At 66.0% G+C, this 17,870-nt stretch carries 15 protein-coding genes and 2 pseudogenes; 6 read left to right on the plus strand and 11 right to left on the minus strand.

All coding sequences use genetic code 11. The features are described 5' to 3' along the window. Positions 1 to 80 precede the first annotated feature (80 nt). Both JOD52_RS10090 and istA read right to left on the minus strand, forming a co-directional pair. The gene (locus tag JOD52_RS10090) at positions 81 to 827 is read right to left on the minus strand and encodes an ATP-binding protein (protein ID WP_338124028.1); all 747 of its coding nucleotides are present in this window, start codon (positions 825 to 827) and stop codon (positions 81 to 83) included. Further along, positions 824 to 2,386, minus strand: coding sequence for an IS21 family transposase (gene istA / locus JOD52_RS10095; RefSeq protein ID WP_204408388.1), 1,563 nt, complete (start codon positions 2,384 to 2,386; stop codon positions 824 to 826). The genes JOD52_RS10090 and istA overlap by 4 nt, the downstream gene beginning before the upstream one ends. A 114-nt stretch (positions 2,387 to 2,500) precedes the next feature. Here istA and JOD52_RS10100 point away from each other — a divergent pair, with 114 nt between their 5' ends. Continuing rightward, positions 2,501 to 3,070, plus strand: a complete 570-nt coding sequence (locus JOD52_RS10100) for an IS3 family transposase (protein WP_204409790.1) — start codon at positions 2,501 to 2,503, stop codon at positions 3,068 to 3,070. A 21-nt stretch (positions 3,071 to 3,091) separates the two neighbouring features. Here JOD52_RS10100 and JOD52_RS17745 read toward each other — a convergent pair whose 3' ends face one another. From JOD52_RS17745 to cmtR, 3 genes are all read right to left on the minus strand, one after another. Then, positions 3,092 to 4,462: a cytochrome c oxidase assembly protein gene (locus JOD52_RS17745; protein WP_204409792.1), complete on the minus strand. Its 1,371-nt coding sequence runs from the start codon at positions 4,460 to 4,462 to the stop codon at positions 3,092 to 3,094. Between the two features lie 428 nt (positions 4,463 to 4,890). Further along, entirely contained in the window at positions 4,891 to 5,493 is a 603-nt protein-coding gene (locus tag JOD52_RS10110) for a cadmium resistance transporter (protein ID WP_204409794.1), read from the minus strand. Beyond that, positions 5,490 to 5,849, minus strand: a complete 360-nt coding sequence (cmtR, locus tag JOD52_RS10115) for a Cd(II)/Pb(II)-sensing metalloregulatory transcriptional regulator CmtR (protein ID WP_204409796.1) — start codon at positions 5,847 to 5,849, stop codon at positions 5,490 to 5,492. The genes JOD52_RS10110 and cmtR overlap by 4 nt, the downstream gene beginning before the upstream one ends. 79 nt (positions 5,850 to 5,928) lie before the next feature. On the opposite strand from cmtR, the pseudogene JOD52_RS10120 reads away from it, so the two are divergent. Next, positions 5,929 to 6,181, plus strand: a pseudogene (locus JOD52_RS10120) (AAA family ATPase); the annotation flags it as partial. 51 nt (positions 6,182 to 6,232) lie between these two features. After that, positions 6,233 to 6,457, plus strand: a pseudogene (locus JOD52_RS10125) (arsenic resistance protein); the annotation flags it as partial. Between the two features lie 65 nt (positions 6,458 to 6,522). On the opposite strand, the gene JOD52_RS10130 reads toward JOD52_RS10125, so the two are convergent. The 4 genes from JOD52_RS10130 to JOD52_RS10145 all read right to left on the minus strand — a co-directional run bounded on the left by JOD52_RS10130 (position 6,523) and on the right by JOD52_RS10145 (position 10,728). After that, a complete protein-coding gene (locus tag JOD52_RS10130) occupies positions 6,523 to 6,912 on the minus strand; it encodes a heavy metal-responsive transcriptional regulator (RefSeq protein ID WP_204409797.1) in 390 nt (129 codons plus the stop codon). Between the two features lie 93 nt (positions 6,913 to 7,005). Then, on the minus strand, positions 7,006 to 8,448 hold the full coding sequence (merA, locus tag JOD52_RS10135; RefSeq protein WP_204409799.1) for a mercury(II) reductase: 1,443 nt from the start codon (positions 8,446 to 8,448) through the stop codon (positions 7,006 to 7,008). 530 nt (positions 8,449 to 8,978) lie between these two features. Then, entirely contained in the window at positions 8,979 to 9,518 is a 540-nt protein-coding gene (locus JOD52_RS10140) for a hypothetical protein (RefSeq protein ID WP_204409800.1), read from the minus strand. Between the two features lie 277 nt (positions 9,519 to 9,795). After that, entirely contained in the window at positions 9,796 to 10,728 is a 933-nt protein-coding gene (locus tag JOD52_RS10145; RefSeq protein ID WP_204409802.1) for a DUF4240 domain-containing protein, read from the minus strand. Positions 10,729 to 10,735: 7 nt separating this feature from the next. Between JOD52_RS10145 and JOD52_RS10150 the strand changes: the two genes are divergently transcribed. Continuing rightward, positions 10,736 to 12,148, plus strand: a complete 1,413-nt coding sequence (locus tag JOD52_RS10150; protein ID WP_420887413.1) for an IS1380 family transposase — start codon at positions 10,736 to 10,738, stop codon at positions 12,146 to 12,148. A gap of 837 nt (positions 12,149 to 12,985) precedes the next feature. Here JOD52_RS10150 and JOD52_RS10155 read toward each other — a convergent pair. Beyond that, entirely contained in the window at positions 12,986 to 14,644 is a 1,659-nt protein-coding gene (locus JOD52_RS10155; RefSeq protein WP_204409804.1) for an ORC-CDC6 family AAA ATPase, read from the minus strand. Between the two features lie 864 nt (positions 14,645 to 15,508). Beyond that, on the minus strand, positions 15,509 to 16,900 hold the full coding sequence (locus tag JOD52_RS10160; RefSeq protein ID WP_204408535.1) for an IS1380 family transposase: 1,392 nt from the start codon (positions 16,898 to 16,900) through the stop codon (positions 15,509 to 15,511). A 149-nt stretch (positions 16,901 to 17,049) separates the two neighbouring features. On the opposite strand from JOD52_RS10160, the gene JOD52_RS10165 reads away from it, so the two are divergent. Both JOD52_RS10165 and JOD52_RS17880 read left to right on the plus strand, forming a co-directional pair. Then, entirely contained in the window at positions 17,050 to 17,478 is a 429-nt protein-coding gene (locus JOD52_RS10165) for a recombinase family protein (protein WP_204409806.1), read from the plus strand. 3 nt (positions 17,479 to 17,481) lie between these two features. Then, positions 17,482 to 17,664 (plus strand): hypothetical protein, encoded by a 183-nt coding sequence (locus JOD52_RS17880; protein ID WP_376983465.1) that lies wholly within the window; start codon positions 17,482 to 17,484, stop codon positions 17,662 to 17,664. Positions 17,665 to 17,870: the final 206 nt, after the last annotated feature.

A 17,870-nucleotide genomic window follows, 5' to 3' on the forward strand; every position in this document is an offset into this window, starting at 1 on the left:
TGCTCTTGGGGACCGCCGATCGTGCCGACGGGGGCCAGTAGCCGCCGCGGTGGGGACCACTGGCTCCCGCCGGCATCGGGTCACTGGGGCAGTGCGGTGTGTTCTCGCATGTTCCTGTCGCCGGTGTCGATCCAGATTGTGTTGTGCACGATGCGGTCCATGATCGCATCGGCGTGGACTGCTCCACCGAGCCGGGCGTGCCAGTCCTTCTTCGGGTACTGGGTGCAGAACACGGTCGAGCCGGTGTCATAGCGGCGCTCGAGCAGTTCCAGCAGCATCGAACGCATTCCCTCGTCAGGATGGTCCAGCAGCCACTCGTCGATCACCAGCAGCGAGAACGTGGAGTACTTCCGCAGGAACTTCGTCTGGCCCTGCGGCTTGTCCTTTGCCAGGGCCCAGGCCTCTTCGAGGTCGGGCATTCGGATGTAGTGGGCTCGGAGCCGGTGCTGGCAGGCCTGCTTCGCCAGCGCGCAGCCGAGGTAGGACTTCCCTGAGCCGGTGAAGCCCTGGAAGACCACGTTCTGTTGCCGCTGGATGAAGGAGCAGGTTGCCAGTTGCGCGATCACGTTCCGGTTCAGTCCCCGTTCCTCGACCAGATCCAGCCGCCGCAGGTCCGCTCCGGGATAACGCAGCCCCGCCCGGCGGATCAGACCCTCGACCTTTCCATGATTGAAGATGGAATGCGCCTCGTCCACGATCAGCTGGAGCCGTTCCTGGAACGACATCCCCAGCACGTGAGCCTCATCCTGGGCATCGATCGCGTCCAGCAGCGCGGTCGCGCCCATCTCGCGCAGCTTCCGCTTCGTGTCGTTATCGATCACGCTCACCGGACACCTCCGGCGTAGTAGTCGGCGCCACGGACGTATCCGCCGTCTTCCGCGGGTTCCTCGCGGGGTGGACGCAGGGCGGCGACCTTGTCCTGCCCGGTGGCCAAGATCGGGTGCAGATGCGCATAGCGCGGTGAACGGACCCGTCCCGTCAGCGCGAGTGCGCAGGCCGCCTCGACCCGATCTACGGAGAAGCGGCGAGAGAGCCGTAGCACCGCCAACGCGGGATCCAGGCCCTGTTCCACGATCGGCACGGACTCGAAGATCCGCTGGATCACGATCACCGTGGCCGGCCCGACCCGATCTGCCCACGCCCGCACCCTCTGCGCGTCCCAGGCCTGGAAACGCTCGCCCGCAGGTAGGTCCGCGTCGTTGGTGCGGTACTCATTGCTCGCGGTCTCCGGGAGCAGCAGGTGACTGGTCAGTCGCTGGCTGCCCTGATAGATCTCCAGCGTCCGGGCCGTGATGCGCAGATCGACCTTCGCGCCGATGTGCGCGAACGGCGCGGAGTAGAAGTTCCGCGCGAACGTGACGTGCCCGTTCCTGCCCACTCGTCGTCCGTAGTGCCATGTCGAGATCTCGTAGGGCACCGCCGGCAGCGGCGTCAGCAGCGGCCGCTCCTCCGCGTCGAACACGCTGGCGCGGGATCCGGGCCGCTTCTGGAACGGCTCCGCGTTATAGGCCTCCATCCGCTGCCCGATGGCGGCTGCAAGTTCGGGCAGGGACGTGAATCGCTGATCCCGCAGCCCGGCGATGACCCAGGTCGCGACGTGCGCGACGGTGTTCTCCACGCTCGCCTTGTCTTTCGGTTTCCGCACCCTCCCCGGGAGCACCGCCGCCGAGTAATGCGCTGCCATCTCGCGATACGCATCGTTCAGGACGATCTCGCCCTCGCGGGGGTGCTTCACCACACCGGTCTTGAGGTTGTCCGGAACGATCCTCGGGACCGTCCCGCCCAGCGCCTCGAACATCGCTACGTGCGCTCGCAGCCAGGACTCCTGGCGCATATCCAGCGCCGGGAAGCAGAACGCGTAACGAGAAAAAGGCAGGCAGGCAACGAACAAGAACACCTTCGAGACCTCGCCGGTGACCGGATCGGCCAGCTCCATCGTGGGGCCGGACCAGTCGACCTCCACGCTCTGGCCGGCCTTGTGACCGACTCTCGAAGCGGCACCGGTGACCATGACGTGGTGCTGGTAGGTGCGGCAAAACCGGTCATACCCCATCGCCGGATCCCCAGCCGCCGTGGTCGCGTCGAAGTACTCGCCGTGCAACAGCTTCAGCGTCACGCCGACCCTGGCCATCTCTCGATGGACCTGTTCCCAGTCCGGCTGTGCGAACACGCTCTCGTGCTCGCCCCGGCCCGGGAACAACCGGGCATACACCTGCTCATCGGCGACGTCCGCGATATCGCCCCACCCGATCCCTGCAGCGTCAGCGGCCTCGAACACCGCCCTCACGGACTTGCGGGACATGCCCTGCGAGGACGAAATCGCTCGCCCCGACAGACCTTCTGCGCGCAGCTGGAGCACCAGCTTCGCCCTGATCTTCCGTACCATTCCAGATTGCTCCTTCCGCCGCGTGCCCTATACACACGGCGGAAGGAGCGTAGACAGAGCGGCCCCAACGACACCACTGGTGGTCCCGAACGACGCCACCGCTACGGCAGCGACGTGGCACCCGAACCCTCGATCAGCGGACCCCAGCGAGGCGAATATTCACTATGGGTAGCGGACATCACCTATGTGCCCACCAGGTCGGGATGGGTATACGTCGCCTTCGTGCTCGACGTGTTCTCACGAATGATCGTCGGCTGGCAAACCTCGACGCGGCTCTATACCGATCTGGCCCTCGACGCGCTTAACATGGGATTCTGGAACCGTCGGAAAGCTGGCCAAGACGTGAGTGGATTGATACATCATAGCGACCGCGGAGTTCAATACCGCGCCATCAAATACTCGCAGGCGCTGGAGGAAGCCGAAGTTGTCGCTTCTGTCGGCTCGAAGGGAGATTCGTACGATAACGCGATGGCCGAGGCACTGAACTCACTCTACAAGCACGAACTGATCTTTCTCGATGGGCCCTGGAACGGCATCGAGGACGTCGAGCCGGCCACCGCCGACTGGGTCCACTGGTTCAATACCGACCGCCTCCACGGCAAGCTCGACCACCGCACCCCCACCGAGATCGAGACGGACCACCGGGTCCGTCAGCACGCCCCTCAGACCGCCACCGCGGCCTGAGCAACCATCACCCGCACACCCTCAACGAAACCCGGGACTTGACAGCCACTGCCCAAGGCTCGAGCCTGGCTTCCAGTCGACCAGTTCTCGCAGACCCGCCGATCCGTCGGTGCGGGACGCTATCCGGCTACGGACCAGCTCACCGAACCGGCCAGCGACCAACAGTGGCGCAGCCACCAGTGCAAGCAACGCATGCTGGCCCAGGTGGACGGAGAACTGCACCGGCGCGTAGACGCCCGGCGCTCCTGAGGTGGACCAGACAAGCACCGCGCACCCCCCAAACCACGCCACGCTCCGGCGCGCCGGCCACGACCGCCCCTCACTGCCCGCAAGGGGCCGACGGGACCGCACCCACACGTAGGCAACCGCCAGGCCGAGAGCGAGAGCCGCCCCCGCCACATCCGCCCGCCAGGCGGTGAACAGGGTCGCCAGATCGGGGGCACCGGGCAGTGGGAAGTCCGTTAGGGCCTCAGCAGGTGAGGAGACCGGGTCGGGTTCATCGGGCACAGGCGGCGCCGTGTTCGACAACGCGGCAGCGAGGCCGGTCGCTGCGGCGACCAGGAAAACTTCCCCCGCAACGAGCCACAGGAAGCTCCTGCGCTGATCTGAGCGGCGAAGCCGGAGCAGAGTGCGGCGGCGCTGCCACCACCCAGCAGCGCCCAGCAGCACCAACAAGATGGTCTTGAGCAGAATCATCCACCCATAGGCAGTGGTCACGACGTCCATCGGGGCGGAGAGCCGCACCACCGCAGAGACGATGCCACTCACGGTTAAGGCGCCGTAGCAGGCCAGCGCCAGCACGCTGAACCGTTCGGCAGCGTCCGCCAGAGCGGGCCCAAGCCGACTCGCGAGCACCAGCAACAACGCCAGACCCCCAAGCCAGATCCCCGCGGCCACCAGGTGCACAATCATGGAGCTCGTGGCCGCTTCATGCGTCGTCTGTCCGGCAGCGTGCCCGGTCATCGACTTCGTCACCAGCGCCGCGAACACCAAACCCAACCCGGCGAGCAGCCCCGCCCGGGACCGCACCGCGATCAGCAGGGTCGACGCGATGGCTACGAGTACCGCACCAGCCAGCTGATACTGGCCCAGCTCGAGGCTGGTCACGTACATCATCAGGTCAGATCCGAAGCGCGGCTTGAAGGGCGCCTGGCCCGCCGCCAAGGCATACCCCAGAACCATTCGGAGGACGAGCAGAACCGCCCAGAGCGACCCGACCACCGTGCCAATATCAAGTGCCCGCTCGTACGCAGGATGGAGTCGGGAACCCGAACCGTCTTCGGGACTGACGCCTCCGGGTCCCGCCTCCGCTCGGCGGGGCAACACGAGCAGCGCCATCACGATGCACGCCACGGTGATGGCCGCGCACAGGTCGCCGAGCACGTCGACCACGGGTAGGCCCCACCGCACCACCGGGCCCGCATCGACTAATTCCAACGACCCCGGGGCTCCAGCGAGAGCGGCCGCGATCACTGTCCACAACACCGCCCACGGTGCCGCGACGGCCACCAGCAATCTCACCTGAGATGACCTCAAAGGTCACCCTCGCAGCGCGCCGAGCCACGCTCTGCACGTCCCGTCGGAACGGCCGACCCCGCCGATGCGCGAGACTCCTCAGCCATGCTCCACCGCGCACTGCGCGCGCGCCACCTAGCCATCATCGTGCTGTCTCCTGTCCGACGCTGCCGTACCTACCTCCGGCCAGGCTAGCCAGGAACCAGCCCTCCGAAGATCTCAGCAACCTCGTCGAGTCCGAACCGGGCCAACCCGCTGCACCCCCACGGCACATCCTCAGGGCTGTTTGGCTCGCTGTCGCTACGTCAGAGTCCGAAGGCTCCGCCGCTGACGAGGATCACGATGCCGAGGCCGATGAGAACGATGGGGAAGAGGATGTGCTCCCAGCGTTCGAGCACTTCGGCGATCGGGGGGCGAGTGGCGACGAACTTTGCCAGGACGACCAGGACCGCGACGAGCGCGAGGAAGACGATGCAGTAGGCGACTACTGCGAGAGGTTCCACGCTGAGGAAGACAGGGGTGTAGACCCCGATGTTGTCGCCGCCGTTGGCAAGGGTGACGCCTGCGACTGTCCACACGCCGACCTTCTTACCGGCAACCTTGGCCTCGTCGTCATCGTCATCATCGTCTCCGCGCCAGGCCTGCCACGCGGCCCACAGACCCAGGCCCAGAGGGATGAGACCGAAGTACGGGATGGCTGCCGAGGGCAGGAACGCTCCGGCGCCGATGGTCACCAGGACCGCGGCACCGAGGATGCCGGCGAACCCGAGGTACTGCCCGGCCAGAATGCGGGCGGTAGTGCCGCGCTGACCTGCCCCTCGAGCGAAGAAGAGGGAAAGCACGATGATGTCGTCGATGTTGGTCGCTGCGAACAGGCCCATCGCCTGCAAGACCGAGGTGAGGATCATGCGCCCTCCCCAGCTGCGTCGCATCCGGGAACCGAGCAGGCGGGATCGATGCACGGGGCGTCTTCGTCCACTGCCAGGGTGGCATCGACCAGCGCCGTCAGCGCCTGCGCCAGGTGCGAATCAGCGATCTCATACCGTGTCCGACGACCCTCGGGCTCGGCGACCACGATCCCGCAATCGCGCAGGCATGCCAGGTGGTTGGACACGTTCGGGCGTGTCAGGTCCAGATCTCGGGCCAGTTCCGCCGGGTAAGCGGGATGGTCGAGCAGGGTCAAGATGATCCGGGATCGAGTGGGGTCGGCCAGTGCACGACCCAGGCGGTTCATCACGTCGAGACGCGAAGCAATAGTCAACATACACTGAACTATACAGCACTGACTGAACCAATCGCCGCCGTCGGTTAGGTGTTCCCGATCTCACGCCCCGTTAGGGGAACGCCCCCTGGGACAGGACGAACTGCTGTTCGTTCTCGAGCGACACTGGCGCTCGCTTGGCAAGACCCTCGACCCCGAGGACTTCACCGATGCCCAATCCCGCCGCCATCGCACGGATCACCCGCGGCAACTTTCGGCTGCTCGAACGCCTCTTCCCCCAGATCCAACGCGTGCTGAGGATCGACGAGCTCGACACCACCACCAACGACGTCATCGAAGCCGCCCAGAGCACCCTGGTCATCGGCGTCAGCTGACCCCGCCAAGCAGTGCCTGAAGAACCCCGCCACCTAGCGGACGAAGTCACAAGAGTGACCAGGCTGGATACCACCTCGACACGGGCGGTGATGTTCTCGGTCGCCACCCGCAACTCCCTGGTGGTCCTCCCACTCGCACTGGCTCTCCCCGACGCCCTGGCGATCACGCCACTCGCAGTCGTCACCCAGACCCTCGTCGAACTCATCGCCATGGTCATCCTCGTCCGCATCGTGCCCGCCGTCGTCCCGAGCAAGATGGCTGTGCTGTGGATGTGATCGCTACATGGCGGTCTGCGTCTGCGAGGAAGCCCGTCATGGACCGGTATGCGTGCGGGCCCTCTTCACAGATAGCTGCAGATCTGCTGGGCATCGCATCGGGAGGGCTCGCCGTGAGCGGCGGTCTCGTAGTGCTCGGCCACGGTGGCGCGCAGGGCGGTGAGCTCGGCGATCTGCCGGTCCAGGGCCGTCAGCTGTCGGGCCAACCGGTCGGCCACGTGGGCGCACGGGGGCTGACCAGCGTCGCGGGTCCGCAGGATGTCCCGGATCTCGGCCAGGGTGAGTCCGGCGGCCCGGCCGCGGCGGATGAAGCGCAGGCGCGCAAGCGTCGCGGGCGGGTAGTCGCGGTACCCGTTGGCCGAGCGTGCGGCCGGGGGCAGCAGTCCCTGCTGCTCGTAGAACCGCAGGGCCTTGGGGGTCATGCCGGCCGCTGCGGCGGCTTCACCAATACGCACGGCACACCTCGCTCCAGGGCCGCCTCCGGCCCGGTCTCCTCGGGACAAGGCTACTGCCCGGCGGGGGGACGACCGGGGCGGGGGTGCCGGGGTTCAGGCGGCGCAGCAGGAGAGCTTGGAGACGTCGGTGCGGAAGGACTGGGCGGCGATCTTCAGCCCCTCGGTCATCGTCAGGTACGGGCACCACAGAGTGGCGACCTGGTCGACCGTCATGCCCGCGGCCAAGAGGTAGACCCCGGCCGCGGCGAGCTCCCCGGCCTCCTTCGCCACCGCCGTGATGCCGACGATGCGCCCGGTGTTGGCGTCGGCGACGATCTTGACGAACCCGCGGGTGTCGCGGTTGACCCGGGCCCGCGGCACGTGCTCCAGGGGCAGGACCCGGCACTCGCAGCGGATGCCGGCCGCGCGGGCCTGCTGGTCGGTCATCCCGACCGCGCCCACGGCCGGGGTGGTGAAGGTGACCCGGGGCAGGTGGGTGTAGTCCAGCTCCTGGCCGGCGTCGTTGAAGGCGTTCTCCACCGCGGTGACCCCGTGGGCGGAGGCGACGTAGACGAACTGCGGGTGGCCGGTGACGTCCCCGGCAGCCCACACTCGGCGGTGGGAGGTGCGCGTGCGGGCATCGATGAGGATCTCCCCGTCCGCACCGGTGGCCACCCCGACCGACTCGAGCTGTAGCCCGGCGGTCACCGGGCGCCGCCCGACCGCGACCAGCAGGTGGGAGGCCCGGACCGTCTCCCGCCCGCCGGGTCCTGTGACGGTGGCGAGCACCTCCCCGGTGGCCGGGTCGGTTTCCACCGCGGTGACGGTGGTGCGGCGGAGGACCCGGATCCCCTCGTCGGCGAACACGCCCCGCAGGGTCCGGGAGACCTCGGGCTCCTCGTGGGAGGCCAGCCGGGAGCGGACGACCAGGGTCACCCGCGCGCCCAGGCGGGCGAAGAGCTGCGCCTGCTCCAGGGCCACGTAGCCGCCGCCGAGGATCAGCAGTGACTCCGGCACCTCGGCCAGCTCCATGGCAGTGGTCGAGGTCAGGTAGGCGACCTCGCCCAGGCCCGGGATCTCCGGGACGACCGGGGCAGATCCGGTGGCCACCAGGTAGTGGGCCGCCCGCACCCATGACCGGGCGCCGTCGGGTCCGGTGACCACAAGCACCGGGTCCTCGACGGTGCCCGCGAACACCGCCTCGCCCCGGATCAGGTCCCAGCCGTACTCGCGGATCAGGTCGAGGTACTTCTCGGCCCGCATGGTCTCGACCAGCTCGGCCGTGCCCGTGGCCAGAGCCGGCATGTCCACCGGCCCCACGGTCGCGGTGATCCCGGGAAAACGGGTGGCGTCGAGCGCGGTGTGCCGGGCCGCGGCCGCGGCCAGCAGCGCCTTGGACGGCACGCACCCCGTGTTCACACAGGTGCCCCCGACCGTGGCCCGCTCGATCATCACCACCCGCTTGCCCAGCGTGGTGGCACGGATCGCGGCGGCGAACGCACCGCCCCCGGATCCGATGATCGCCAGGTCGACTTCTGAGGTGACAGCGTCCGACATGGGTCCTCCCAGAACCTTTGGGGAGGCCCCCATGGCGCCTCCCGTGTGCAGTGCTGCCTTCAGCCTGCACCTTACCCTGGAGGGGAAGGTCAAGCCGCCGAGGTGACCGCATCTCACAAGCACTGGTTTCGGGAGCCCCCCGTGCGAGTGTCGTGAACGACCCCGTGTGAAGTCTCAAGACATCGTGGACGACCCCGCTACGGGGAACGTGTCCGCGGGCTGACTTATGGGCCGGCTCCGCTGTGAACCAGCGTGTCGCGTTGGGGTATACCCAGTGCGACAGATGTGTCGCGAAAGTGCACTTCCGGGCCCTATCGGGAACGGTAAACGACCGGCGAGTAACTGTCCTGCTGGGGTGCCCTACTTCGGTACGTGCCTCGCGGCGTCACGAAGAGTCGGCCGCTCCAGCCACCGCTTGCCACCGCCACCCCTTGGATGCTTAGAGGTGAGAACCTCTCGCTCAGCGCGCGACGAACAGTCCGTTGTGGCACCGAATGTTCGTCTCAGTTGGGATACCAGGGCCGGCAGACTTAGATAACCCCGAGTTTGCCGGCCGCGAGCACGAGTATCATGAAAGTTGCCATACCCAGCGGAACTCCAACTATGGTCAGCGCGCGCCTGGTGGCGGAGTCCCCTCCCGTATCTCGGGCCTCCTCCGCAGGATAAAGGAGTGACTCGTCAGCACGAGGCATCTGTTCGCGCTTCGGGAGAGGGTCGTCGTAGTCGCCCGTTACGATGATCATATGGACGAGCGCGCCGACGGCCGATCCGATCACCCATAACCAATCGGCGCGGACGAAATCGTCACGCACGGTAGTCAGCATCGCGCGCGAAAAAGATCCCAGCGAGAAGCCGAATCCCTCCACAATGCCAGATAGGACAGTGAGGGCGAGTCCGGTCATCAGCAAACCAAAACGTAATGAAGCCCAGCGGCCCTCGTAGGAACGCACCCAGACCAAGCGGGACAAGCCCCGTGTTCCCTTGGGGGTTGCCATTAAACCCAGTGCGATGGAGCCAGCAATGCAGACTCCCCCTGCGGCTAGCAGCAACCAAAACACCACATCGACCACGGTCTCGCTCCCTACGCCCCTGTGCTGCGCCATGTGCGGCGGTGACACCCAGTATGCGTGGCCCAGCAGGCTGCTTTGATCTTTTCCGGGCTTGACACGGGTACTCAGCGGCCTCTTTGACGCTCCCTCGCCTCTCCGCCGAGTTCGTCCCGATGAGGGCTCCACTTGGACCGAAACGCGAGCTCACAACCCGAAGGGTCGAGGGCGGGCCCCGCCATTGCCAGCTGTCGCGCTGGGGTATACCCAAATAGGACGGTACGAGCCGACGTCTGACGGTCTACCGGAGCCGCTGACGGAGCTCGGAGATATGGCGCTGTTCGGTCGGGTGCCCGTCGAAGTACAGCTCCAGTGAGTCAGCGATGACGCGACGAGCGAGCGCCGTCATCTCACTGCGGGATAGCGTCGCGAGCCGCTGACGGGAGAGTGCTGACGCAATCCCAGGGGACAGCTCGACCTGGGTGAAGTTAGGCATGAGCTGCCATCGGGGCGGCGCGTCCGACTCGCCCACGGTGACAAGCACGGAGAGGGAAAGGTCAGGGAGTTTACGGAAGTCAATGTGCGCGCGCAGCGCTTCCTGGGCCTCGTGCGCAGCGATGTCGAAGTCGTCGTACCAGAGCCTATGCGAGGGATAGTCGAAGACCTCGCCGTCGGGGTGCTCGTAAATACGTTCCGGCATCTCGCCCGTGTCCTGGACGTCGACCCGAAGCCAACTGAAGGTACCAACTGGGAAGCCCTTCTCGAGCGGCTTCGACAATACGACTGGATACTTCTCGCTGCTCACGCTCGCCTGCCACCTCAGTGGACCCTGGGGGTAGTCCTCATCCTCGCCGTATCGCTCTTCGAGTACGTCCTCAGCGACGTACAGGAGCTCCTCGCGCTCTTCCCAGATCCCGGCCGATATCACCGATGGATCACGAAGGACCGATTTGTAGACCTCCTCCCCAAGGGCGACGATGCCGGCGCACACGTACTCGAACCCGTCATCGCTCCACCCCTCCCCGTCGAACAGCTCTGGGTTGGCCATCAACGCCTTCCGCACGGCTCGGCTGCTGAGCTTCTTGACCTTCCCCCGCAACTTCTTGTCGAAGCCCTCTAGCCTCGAGATTTCACGGGGGTGTGGTCTCGACCGGCGGAATGAATGGCGAAAGGTGCTCCTGGCCTGGGATGATACGAGGTGTTGAGACCCGTACCCATCCGCTGGAAGGAGCACCTTTCAGGTGTCCCACCCTACCTTGTTCTTCTACCCCCGTCCGCGCGTGGACGTCGCCGAGGTTCCGGCCCTCGCGCATGCGGGCGCTGTGCTGCTGACCGACACGATTCACGCCACTGGCCTCGCTGCTTCGCTGCGTGAGGCGCTGGATTCGTGGACGAAACCGCTGGCAGAGCATCACGGCTCGAAGGTCCTGCTGGATCTCGCACTCACTCTCGCGATCGGCGGCGAGCACGCTTCGGATGCTGATCTGCTGCGGTGCGAACCGGACCTGTTCGGTGACGTCGCCTCGGCCCCCACGATCTCCCGCATGCTCACCACGCTGGCTGAGGACGCGCCCGCCGTGATCGAGGCGATCTCGAATGCCCGTCGCGCCGCGCGGGAACGGGCCTGGGCCTTGGCCGGGGAGCACTCCCCCGCCGCGGGGGCCAGTGCGAAGAGCCCGCTGGTCATCGACCTCGACGCCACCCTGATCAACGTCCACAGCGAGAAGGAGCAGGCCGCACCGACGTTCAAACGCGGCTTCGGCTATCACCCGCTGTGCGCGTTCCTCGACCACGGCAGCGAAGGGACTGGGGAACCACTGGCGATCCATCTCCGCCCCGGCAACGCCGGCTCGAACACCGCGGCTGATCACATCACCGTCACCAAGGCCGCGCTCGCGCAGCTCCCACCAGCCCTGCTGGCCCGGAGCAGGCGGGGGTCGAAGAAGATTCTGATCCGCACCGACGGAGCCGGCGGCACCAAGGAATTTCTCCAGTGGATGACCAGGCGGCGGCTGGCCTACTCCGTCGGGTTCACTCTCCCCGCGCACACTCCTGACCTGCTGGAACATATCGATGAGGCGCAGGCGTGGACTCCGGCCTATGACACCGATACCGACGGGATCCGCGAGGGGGCGTGGGTGGCGGAGCTGACCGGACTGCTGGACCTGTCCGGGTGGCCTGCCGGGATGCGGGTGATCGTGCGGAAGGAACGCCCCCACCCCGGAGCGCAACTACGGATCACCGATCACGAAGGAATGCGCATCACCGCGTTCGCCACCAACACCCCGCGCGGCCAGCTACCCGTCCTCGAGCTGCGTCACCGCCGCCGCGCACGATGCGAAGACCGGATCCGCAACGCCAAGGACCTGGGCTTGATGAAGTTCCCGCTGCAGGGCTTCGCGCAGAACCAGATCTGGTGCCAGATCATCCAGCTCGCCTCCGAGCTCGTCGCCTGGATGCAGACCATAGCTCTGACCGGCCATGACGCGAGGAAGTGGGAACCCAAACGGCTCCGCGCACGCTTGTTCGAGATCCCCGCGACTCTCGTGCGCCGCTGCCGGCACAAGGTCCTCCATCTCGCCGAACACGCCCCCGAAGCCCGAACCGTCCTAACCGGCATGAACCGGCTCCGCACCGCCGTCGCACAGACCTGACCAGGCGGCTCCACCCGCCCCACCGACCAGCAGAATCCTCCTCTCGGGAGTGGAACCCGACCGCCCGCAACGGACACTGCGACGATCTGTCACACCCACATGCCAGAATCAGCAGCTGAACACCGGCAACGACGCCGAACGCCCCCGCCCACCAGCCCGATGAAACATCGAGGCTAGGTCAGAGTCCGACAAGCCCCGCAAGGCAGTTCGCAGAACCTCCAAGTCGACCTCGCGCCCGGTCCTCGCTTCGTCCACCAGGTTCCAGAACGTGGCTTCTTTCATGCACTCGCCCTCACATCCGCCAGGAAAGCTGCCCGGCGACCTCAATGACTCACGTCCACCGCAAACACAGTGAACCATCACAGGGATGCACCCGTGATGTTCCGTCCGGAACGCACCTCCAAGATCCGAACGGAGCATGCCTCGCAGCTGACCGCTGGAGGTCGCCGACGAGCGTGTCCGGAAGGTGGGTACCCCAACGGTTCAGTTTCCGCCTAGTACTTTACGGTTGCCAATAGGGTCCGGATTAGCACTTCTGCGACACATCTGTCGCCCTGGGTATACCCCAGAGTGACAGGCTGCTATGCGGGCGCTGCTGTAACTTCTGCGTTTACGTGGCGAGGTTCTGCTGATGCTCGGTGGCGGTCACCGCTCTCGCGGGCGCTGGCTTCGATGGTCGACGTTCCGTAAGCCGATCGACAACCGGCTCGGGGTCATTCGCCGGTTGTGTCGTCAAGTAGTTTGCGCACGGCATCGGCGGGGTCGGCCGGTGGTTCGACGGGCGCCCCAGCGGGATCATCGACCGCGCGTCGACCAGCGGCACGGTACTTACCTAGCCTACAGCTCGTAGAATGTTGGAGATCCGCTAATGCCGTGGGCGGCGCCGCCCGCGTCAGCATCAATATTGACTAGCAGGGTGGGTAGATCCAGGATCGCGCGACGGATAGCGCGATAGTCATCCTCCGGAACTACGACGTCACCGATAACCGTCGAAAAATCCTCTTCGTCATCCCCGCCGAGCAAGCTCTGGGGGGCTGCATTGGTGCCGAGTAGGTGCACGTAGCACCCATAGTCGATCTGGAGGACGTCGTACCGCTCGCCTGGGTTGTCCTTGCCGGACCACCCGCGCTTGATGATGTGCAGGATGCGGTCGTCCACAAGCTGTTGGATGAGCGGGTGGGGGGTCTGTTCCTGTTTGATGAGGAACGCGCGCGCCTTGCGTCCCGAGATGACGTCGCCCACGATGCGATCGAGCAAGGCCCGGGCGACGGGAACGCCGTTGAGTTGGGTGGCCTTGGTCGTGATGTAGAGCTGCGATGCGGCCTCGCGGACGTGGGCGACGGCGACCTTCGAGCCACCGGCACGGAGCCCGGCGCGGCCGACAATGCTAAGTGCATCACGGGGCACACCCTCGGCTGCACGAATGACCTCCTGAAACGAGGTGACTTGGGTGAACAGCGACCCGATGAGGTCGTCCTCTGACTCGGGGGGTTCCTCGCCCATACCGACTAGTGCGGTCGAGATGTGCCGGAACAGCAGTGCACGGAAGAACGATAGGGAGCGTCTGGCCTGTTCCTCGCGGTTGCGCGCGGGGAACACCACGAACTCGTCGAGGTCGAGCAGGGGGAACAATTCCGCGCCCACTTCTACCCCGATGTAGTCGCCACGGTCTCCGGCAATGCGCCACTCAGACCGGTGCGGGATGGCCGCAATGCGTACAGAAACCTTCGGAATTCCGAAAAATAACCGCCTGAGCATTTCGGCGAGATATGGCTGGAGTTCTATTGGGATGCTGCTCCACTCATCGATGAGCAGCCAGAACCGACGGGCCTCGTCAGCCTCGATCGCCTGGCGCATCGACTGCGTTACGCCCCCGAAGTGGATACGGTGGCGGACTACGCCGGTCTGCCGGGTCCTTACGCCCGCCTCGCGCGCCGCCTCACTCGTCGAGCCAGTGCCCACCCGCATCGACGGCATGCGGCCAGGCGTCCAGTCCACGCCGAGATCGGTGTTCGATCCCTCGGAGGACCGGTCTGTACGCGTGTCCTCCTGCTCGGTTTCCCGGGCAACCAACACCTCTTGAAAGTGGTCGAGCATCCGGTCGAGCACCCCGATCTGAATGTCGACGCTGCCCTCAAACGCAGCGTCAAGCATCTGGGAGTGGACGATGCCGAGCACGTCAACCACGAGGCGCGTCGCACGCTCACTGAGGCTTAATGCCGGATCCGCATAACGGCCCTCGGTGGAGCCGACGTCCTGCTCCATGTCGATGTAGACAACGCGGTTACCTTTAGCACGTTCTATCTGGGCGACGTACTTCAGTGCGTGCGTTTTACCGGTGCCGCGGCGGCCGAACACGATTCCGTTGTCACGCGCTGCGAGGGCGTTGGTGAGGGACTCGACGTTGACGTACGTGTCTAGCACGTCGTCTTCGCTGACACGCTCCGCGCGCTTCTCGACCTCTTGCAGAGCGGCGTGCAGGATTCTGGTGTCCACGTGGCGTTCCCTTCAATAGAGACCTTCTGCAAGGGAGGCTAGCTGAGAGGGGCCCACGCTGCCGGGAAGGCGCAACGGTTCCAACCTTTGCTCGTGCTGGGTAAGACCGTCGTAGGCGCTCATGGAGCACACGCGGGGCCGCTGCACCGATCATTGACCCTAGCTGCGCAGATCTGGCAGGCTGAGTACCACCCTGCCTGACAGTTGCGGGGCCGTAGGCTCCCCCGTCGCACAGGGCCCAGAACGGTACTTTCGGGACACATCTGCTGCGTGGGGTATACCCAAACGGAACTGCTGTCGCGATCGCCACCGCAAAAGGCGATCCGTCCCACTGCTACCGATCCGCTGCTGTCAGCAAGGCGTGGGCTCCGCCAGAACTGCAACCGCGCTCACCCTCTGCTGCAGGCGCCCCGCTTCCAGGGCGCGCGGGAAGCCTCAGGATCACTACCTTTCATGCATCGCTTCGCAGAGAACGCAGCTTGATGGTCACAACGTCCTCCCTCAAGCGCAGCTTGTACCGCAATGGGCCCGCGGTAGACGGAAAGTGATCCGCGCCGCATGGCGCGCCGCCCAACCCTAACCGCCATAGCTATAGCTATAGCCAGGTCTGGCAGGGGGCGGGCATGGTGCATATCCTTCCAGGCCGCCCAGCGGACAAGCCAGATCAGATGTCACCTATCGATGAGGCAGCCCCTTAACCTCGATCTTTCACGGTGCTGCTGAGCGGCAGTGTCGGGCGTCGAGGCCGATGTCCGTAGCCGATTCTGGCATCAGGGTGTGACGGTCCGCCGCGTGTCGGTCGCGGTGGTCGGGCGTCCAGAGCCAGGGTCCTTGGGGAGTGCGGTCAACGACGAGTTTGTGAGGCTATCCGGCGGGGGCGGGGAGTTGGGTGAGGCGGGCGTGGCCTGCCAGGACGATCCGGGCCCAGAGTGACTGGTCCGAGAGGTGTAGGACCTGCTGACGAGCATGCCGTGCGATGGTCGCGGGGATCTGGAACAGGCGGTGGCGCACGCGTTTGGGTTCCCACCGCCGAGCGGGCTGGTCGGCGTAGCCGAGCAGCCCCATCCAGGCAGTGATCTCACTGGCCAGAGCCACGATCTGGCACCAGATCCGGTTCTGCGCGAACGAGGTCAGGGGCAGGTTCCGCAGGCCCATGTCTTTCGCGGCCCGGATCCGGTCCTCGCAACGAGCACGCCGACGGTGACGCACCTCGAGATCGGCGAGCTGGCCCGTGGAGGTGTTGGTCGCGAACGCAGTGAGCCGGTAGCCATCGACGTCATCGAACCGCAGCTGCGCCCCGGGATGAGGGCGCTCACGCCGGACGATGACTCGCATCCCGGTCGGCCAGTCCTCGTCGAGGTCGAGCAGCCCGGTCAGTTCGGCGACGTCCGCGCCGTCCCGGACGTCGCCGCCTGGGTTGTAGGCCGGCTCCCACACGTCCTTCGGGATCAAGCGAAACAGTTCCGGCGTGTTCGCAGGCAGGGTGAATCCGACCGAGTACGAGACCCGCCGCTTCACGAGCTCCTGCAGCGTCTTCTTCGTGCCACCGGCCCCGTCAATCCGGACCAGCACTTTCTTCCCGGGCCGGGACCCCATCCCCACCTGAGCCAGCGCATCGGCGATCACGCTCTTGTGATCGGCGGCGGTGTTCGAACCGGCGTTACCGGGGCGCAGGAGACAGGTCAGCATCTCTCCGCTTCCTCCGGTGCCGTGGTCGACGAACGCCAGCAACGGATGGAATCCGAAACCCTTCTTGAACGTCGGCCTGGCGAACTCCTTCTCGCTATGGGACGTCACCAGTGATGCATCCAGGTCGATGACCAGCGGATTCTTCACCGTTGCGTTCGCATTGGGGGCGTGATGCCCGGCCTGAGCCCAGGCGTTCTTGCGAGCATTCCGGCGGGCCGTGCTGATCGCGTTCTCGGCCTTGTCGACGTCAGCCGCCAGGGCGGTCAGCAGGCGGGAGATCGTCGGATCCGAGGCCACAGGCCCATACACCTCCGGTTCCGCCCGCAGCGTCGCGACGTCGGCCAGGCAGTCCCCACCGACCGCGAGCATCAGCGCAAGATCGGTGAGGATCTTCCCCGGATCATGCCGCGAGAACTGCTTCCTCCACGGGGCCAGCGCTCTAGACAGCTCGTTGGCCAGGCCCGTCGCCCGCAGCGTCTGGGTCAGCAGGATCCCGCCTGCTTGACCGACGGCGGGCACCGATGCGACATCAACCTGAGGACGTGGATACAACCCGGTAGTATTCACCCTGAAGGTGCTCCTTGGACTGCGAAGAACTGGACTCTTGACAAGCCCTATTCTTCCAGTTCAGGAGCACCTTCACCCATCACGACCCGCCCCTCGGACACCTCAACGATGAAAGCCCGAGGTTAAGACACACGGGAAGGCGCGAGCCGATGACGCGTTACGGGTACGCCAGGGTCTCGACCGACGAGCAGAACCTCGGACGACAGATAGACGCACTGACCGCCCACGGTGTGCTCCCCGAGCACCTGCACCAGGAGACGGCATCGGGTGCAGCGCCCAACCGTCCCGTCCTAGACCGGCTCATGTCGGGCGTACTGGCCGAGGGCGACACCCTGGTGGTGACCGACCTCGATCGCCTCTCCCGGCGCACGAGCCGGCTCATTCTCACCTTGGACGAGCTGACGACCCGCGGGATCACGGTGGAGTCGCTGCACGAGCGCGTGGACACCTCCACAGCAGACGGCATGTTCTCGGTGACGCTGCTCGGAGCCCTCGCGCAGCGCGAGCGAGACCGCATCAGGGAGCGCACCATGGCAGGGCTCGAAGCCGCTCGGAACCGCGGCCACCGCCCCGGCTGACCGATCGCCGTCAAGCCCGAACAGTACGAGACCGTCTTGCTCCTGCGCGGCCAGGGCCGGCCGTACCGAGCCATTGCCTCCGCGACCGGACTATCCGCCAGCACCGTTGCTCGCATTTGCCGAGGAGACACCCCCGGCCACGAGACGTACCGCCAGCAACAGGAGATCCAGCCCGTTCTCCGCTGACCAACGTACCGGACCAGGGCATTGCAGTAGTGCAGTAGGTCCGTATTGCAGTAGGTCAGTAGTTCCGTATCGCGAGCGGATCACGGGGCGGGACCTCACGGGCGGCATCCACGCAGCCGACGACCGTGCGCTGCCCGCACTCTTGGCAGTGCCAGGTCCGATGCCCGAGCGTCATCGGTCCCCCGCCGCACAGGCACGCAGCCCAT

The organism is Brachybacterium muris, assembly GCF_016907455.1.
Taxonomy (GTDB): Bacteria; Actinomycetota; Actinomycetes; order Actinomycetales; family Dermabacteraceae; genus Brachybacterium; species Brachybacterium muris.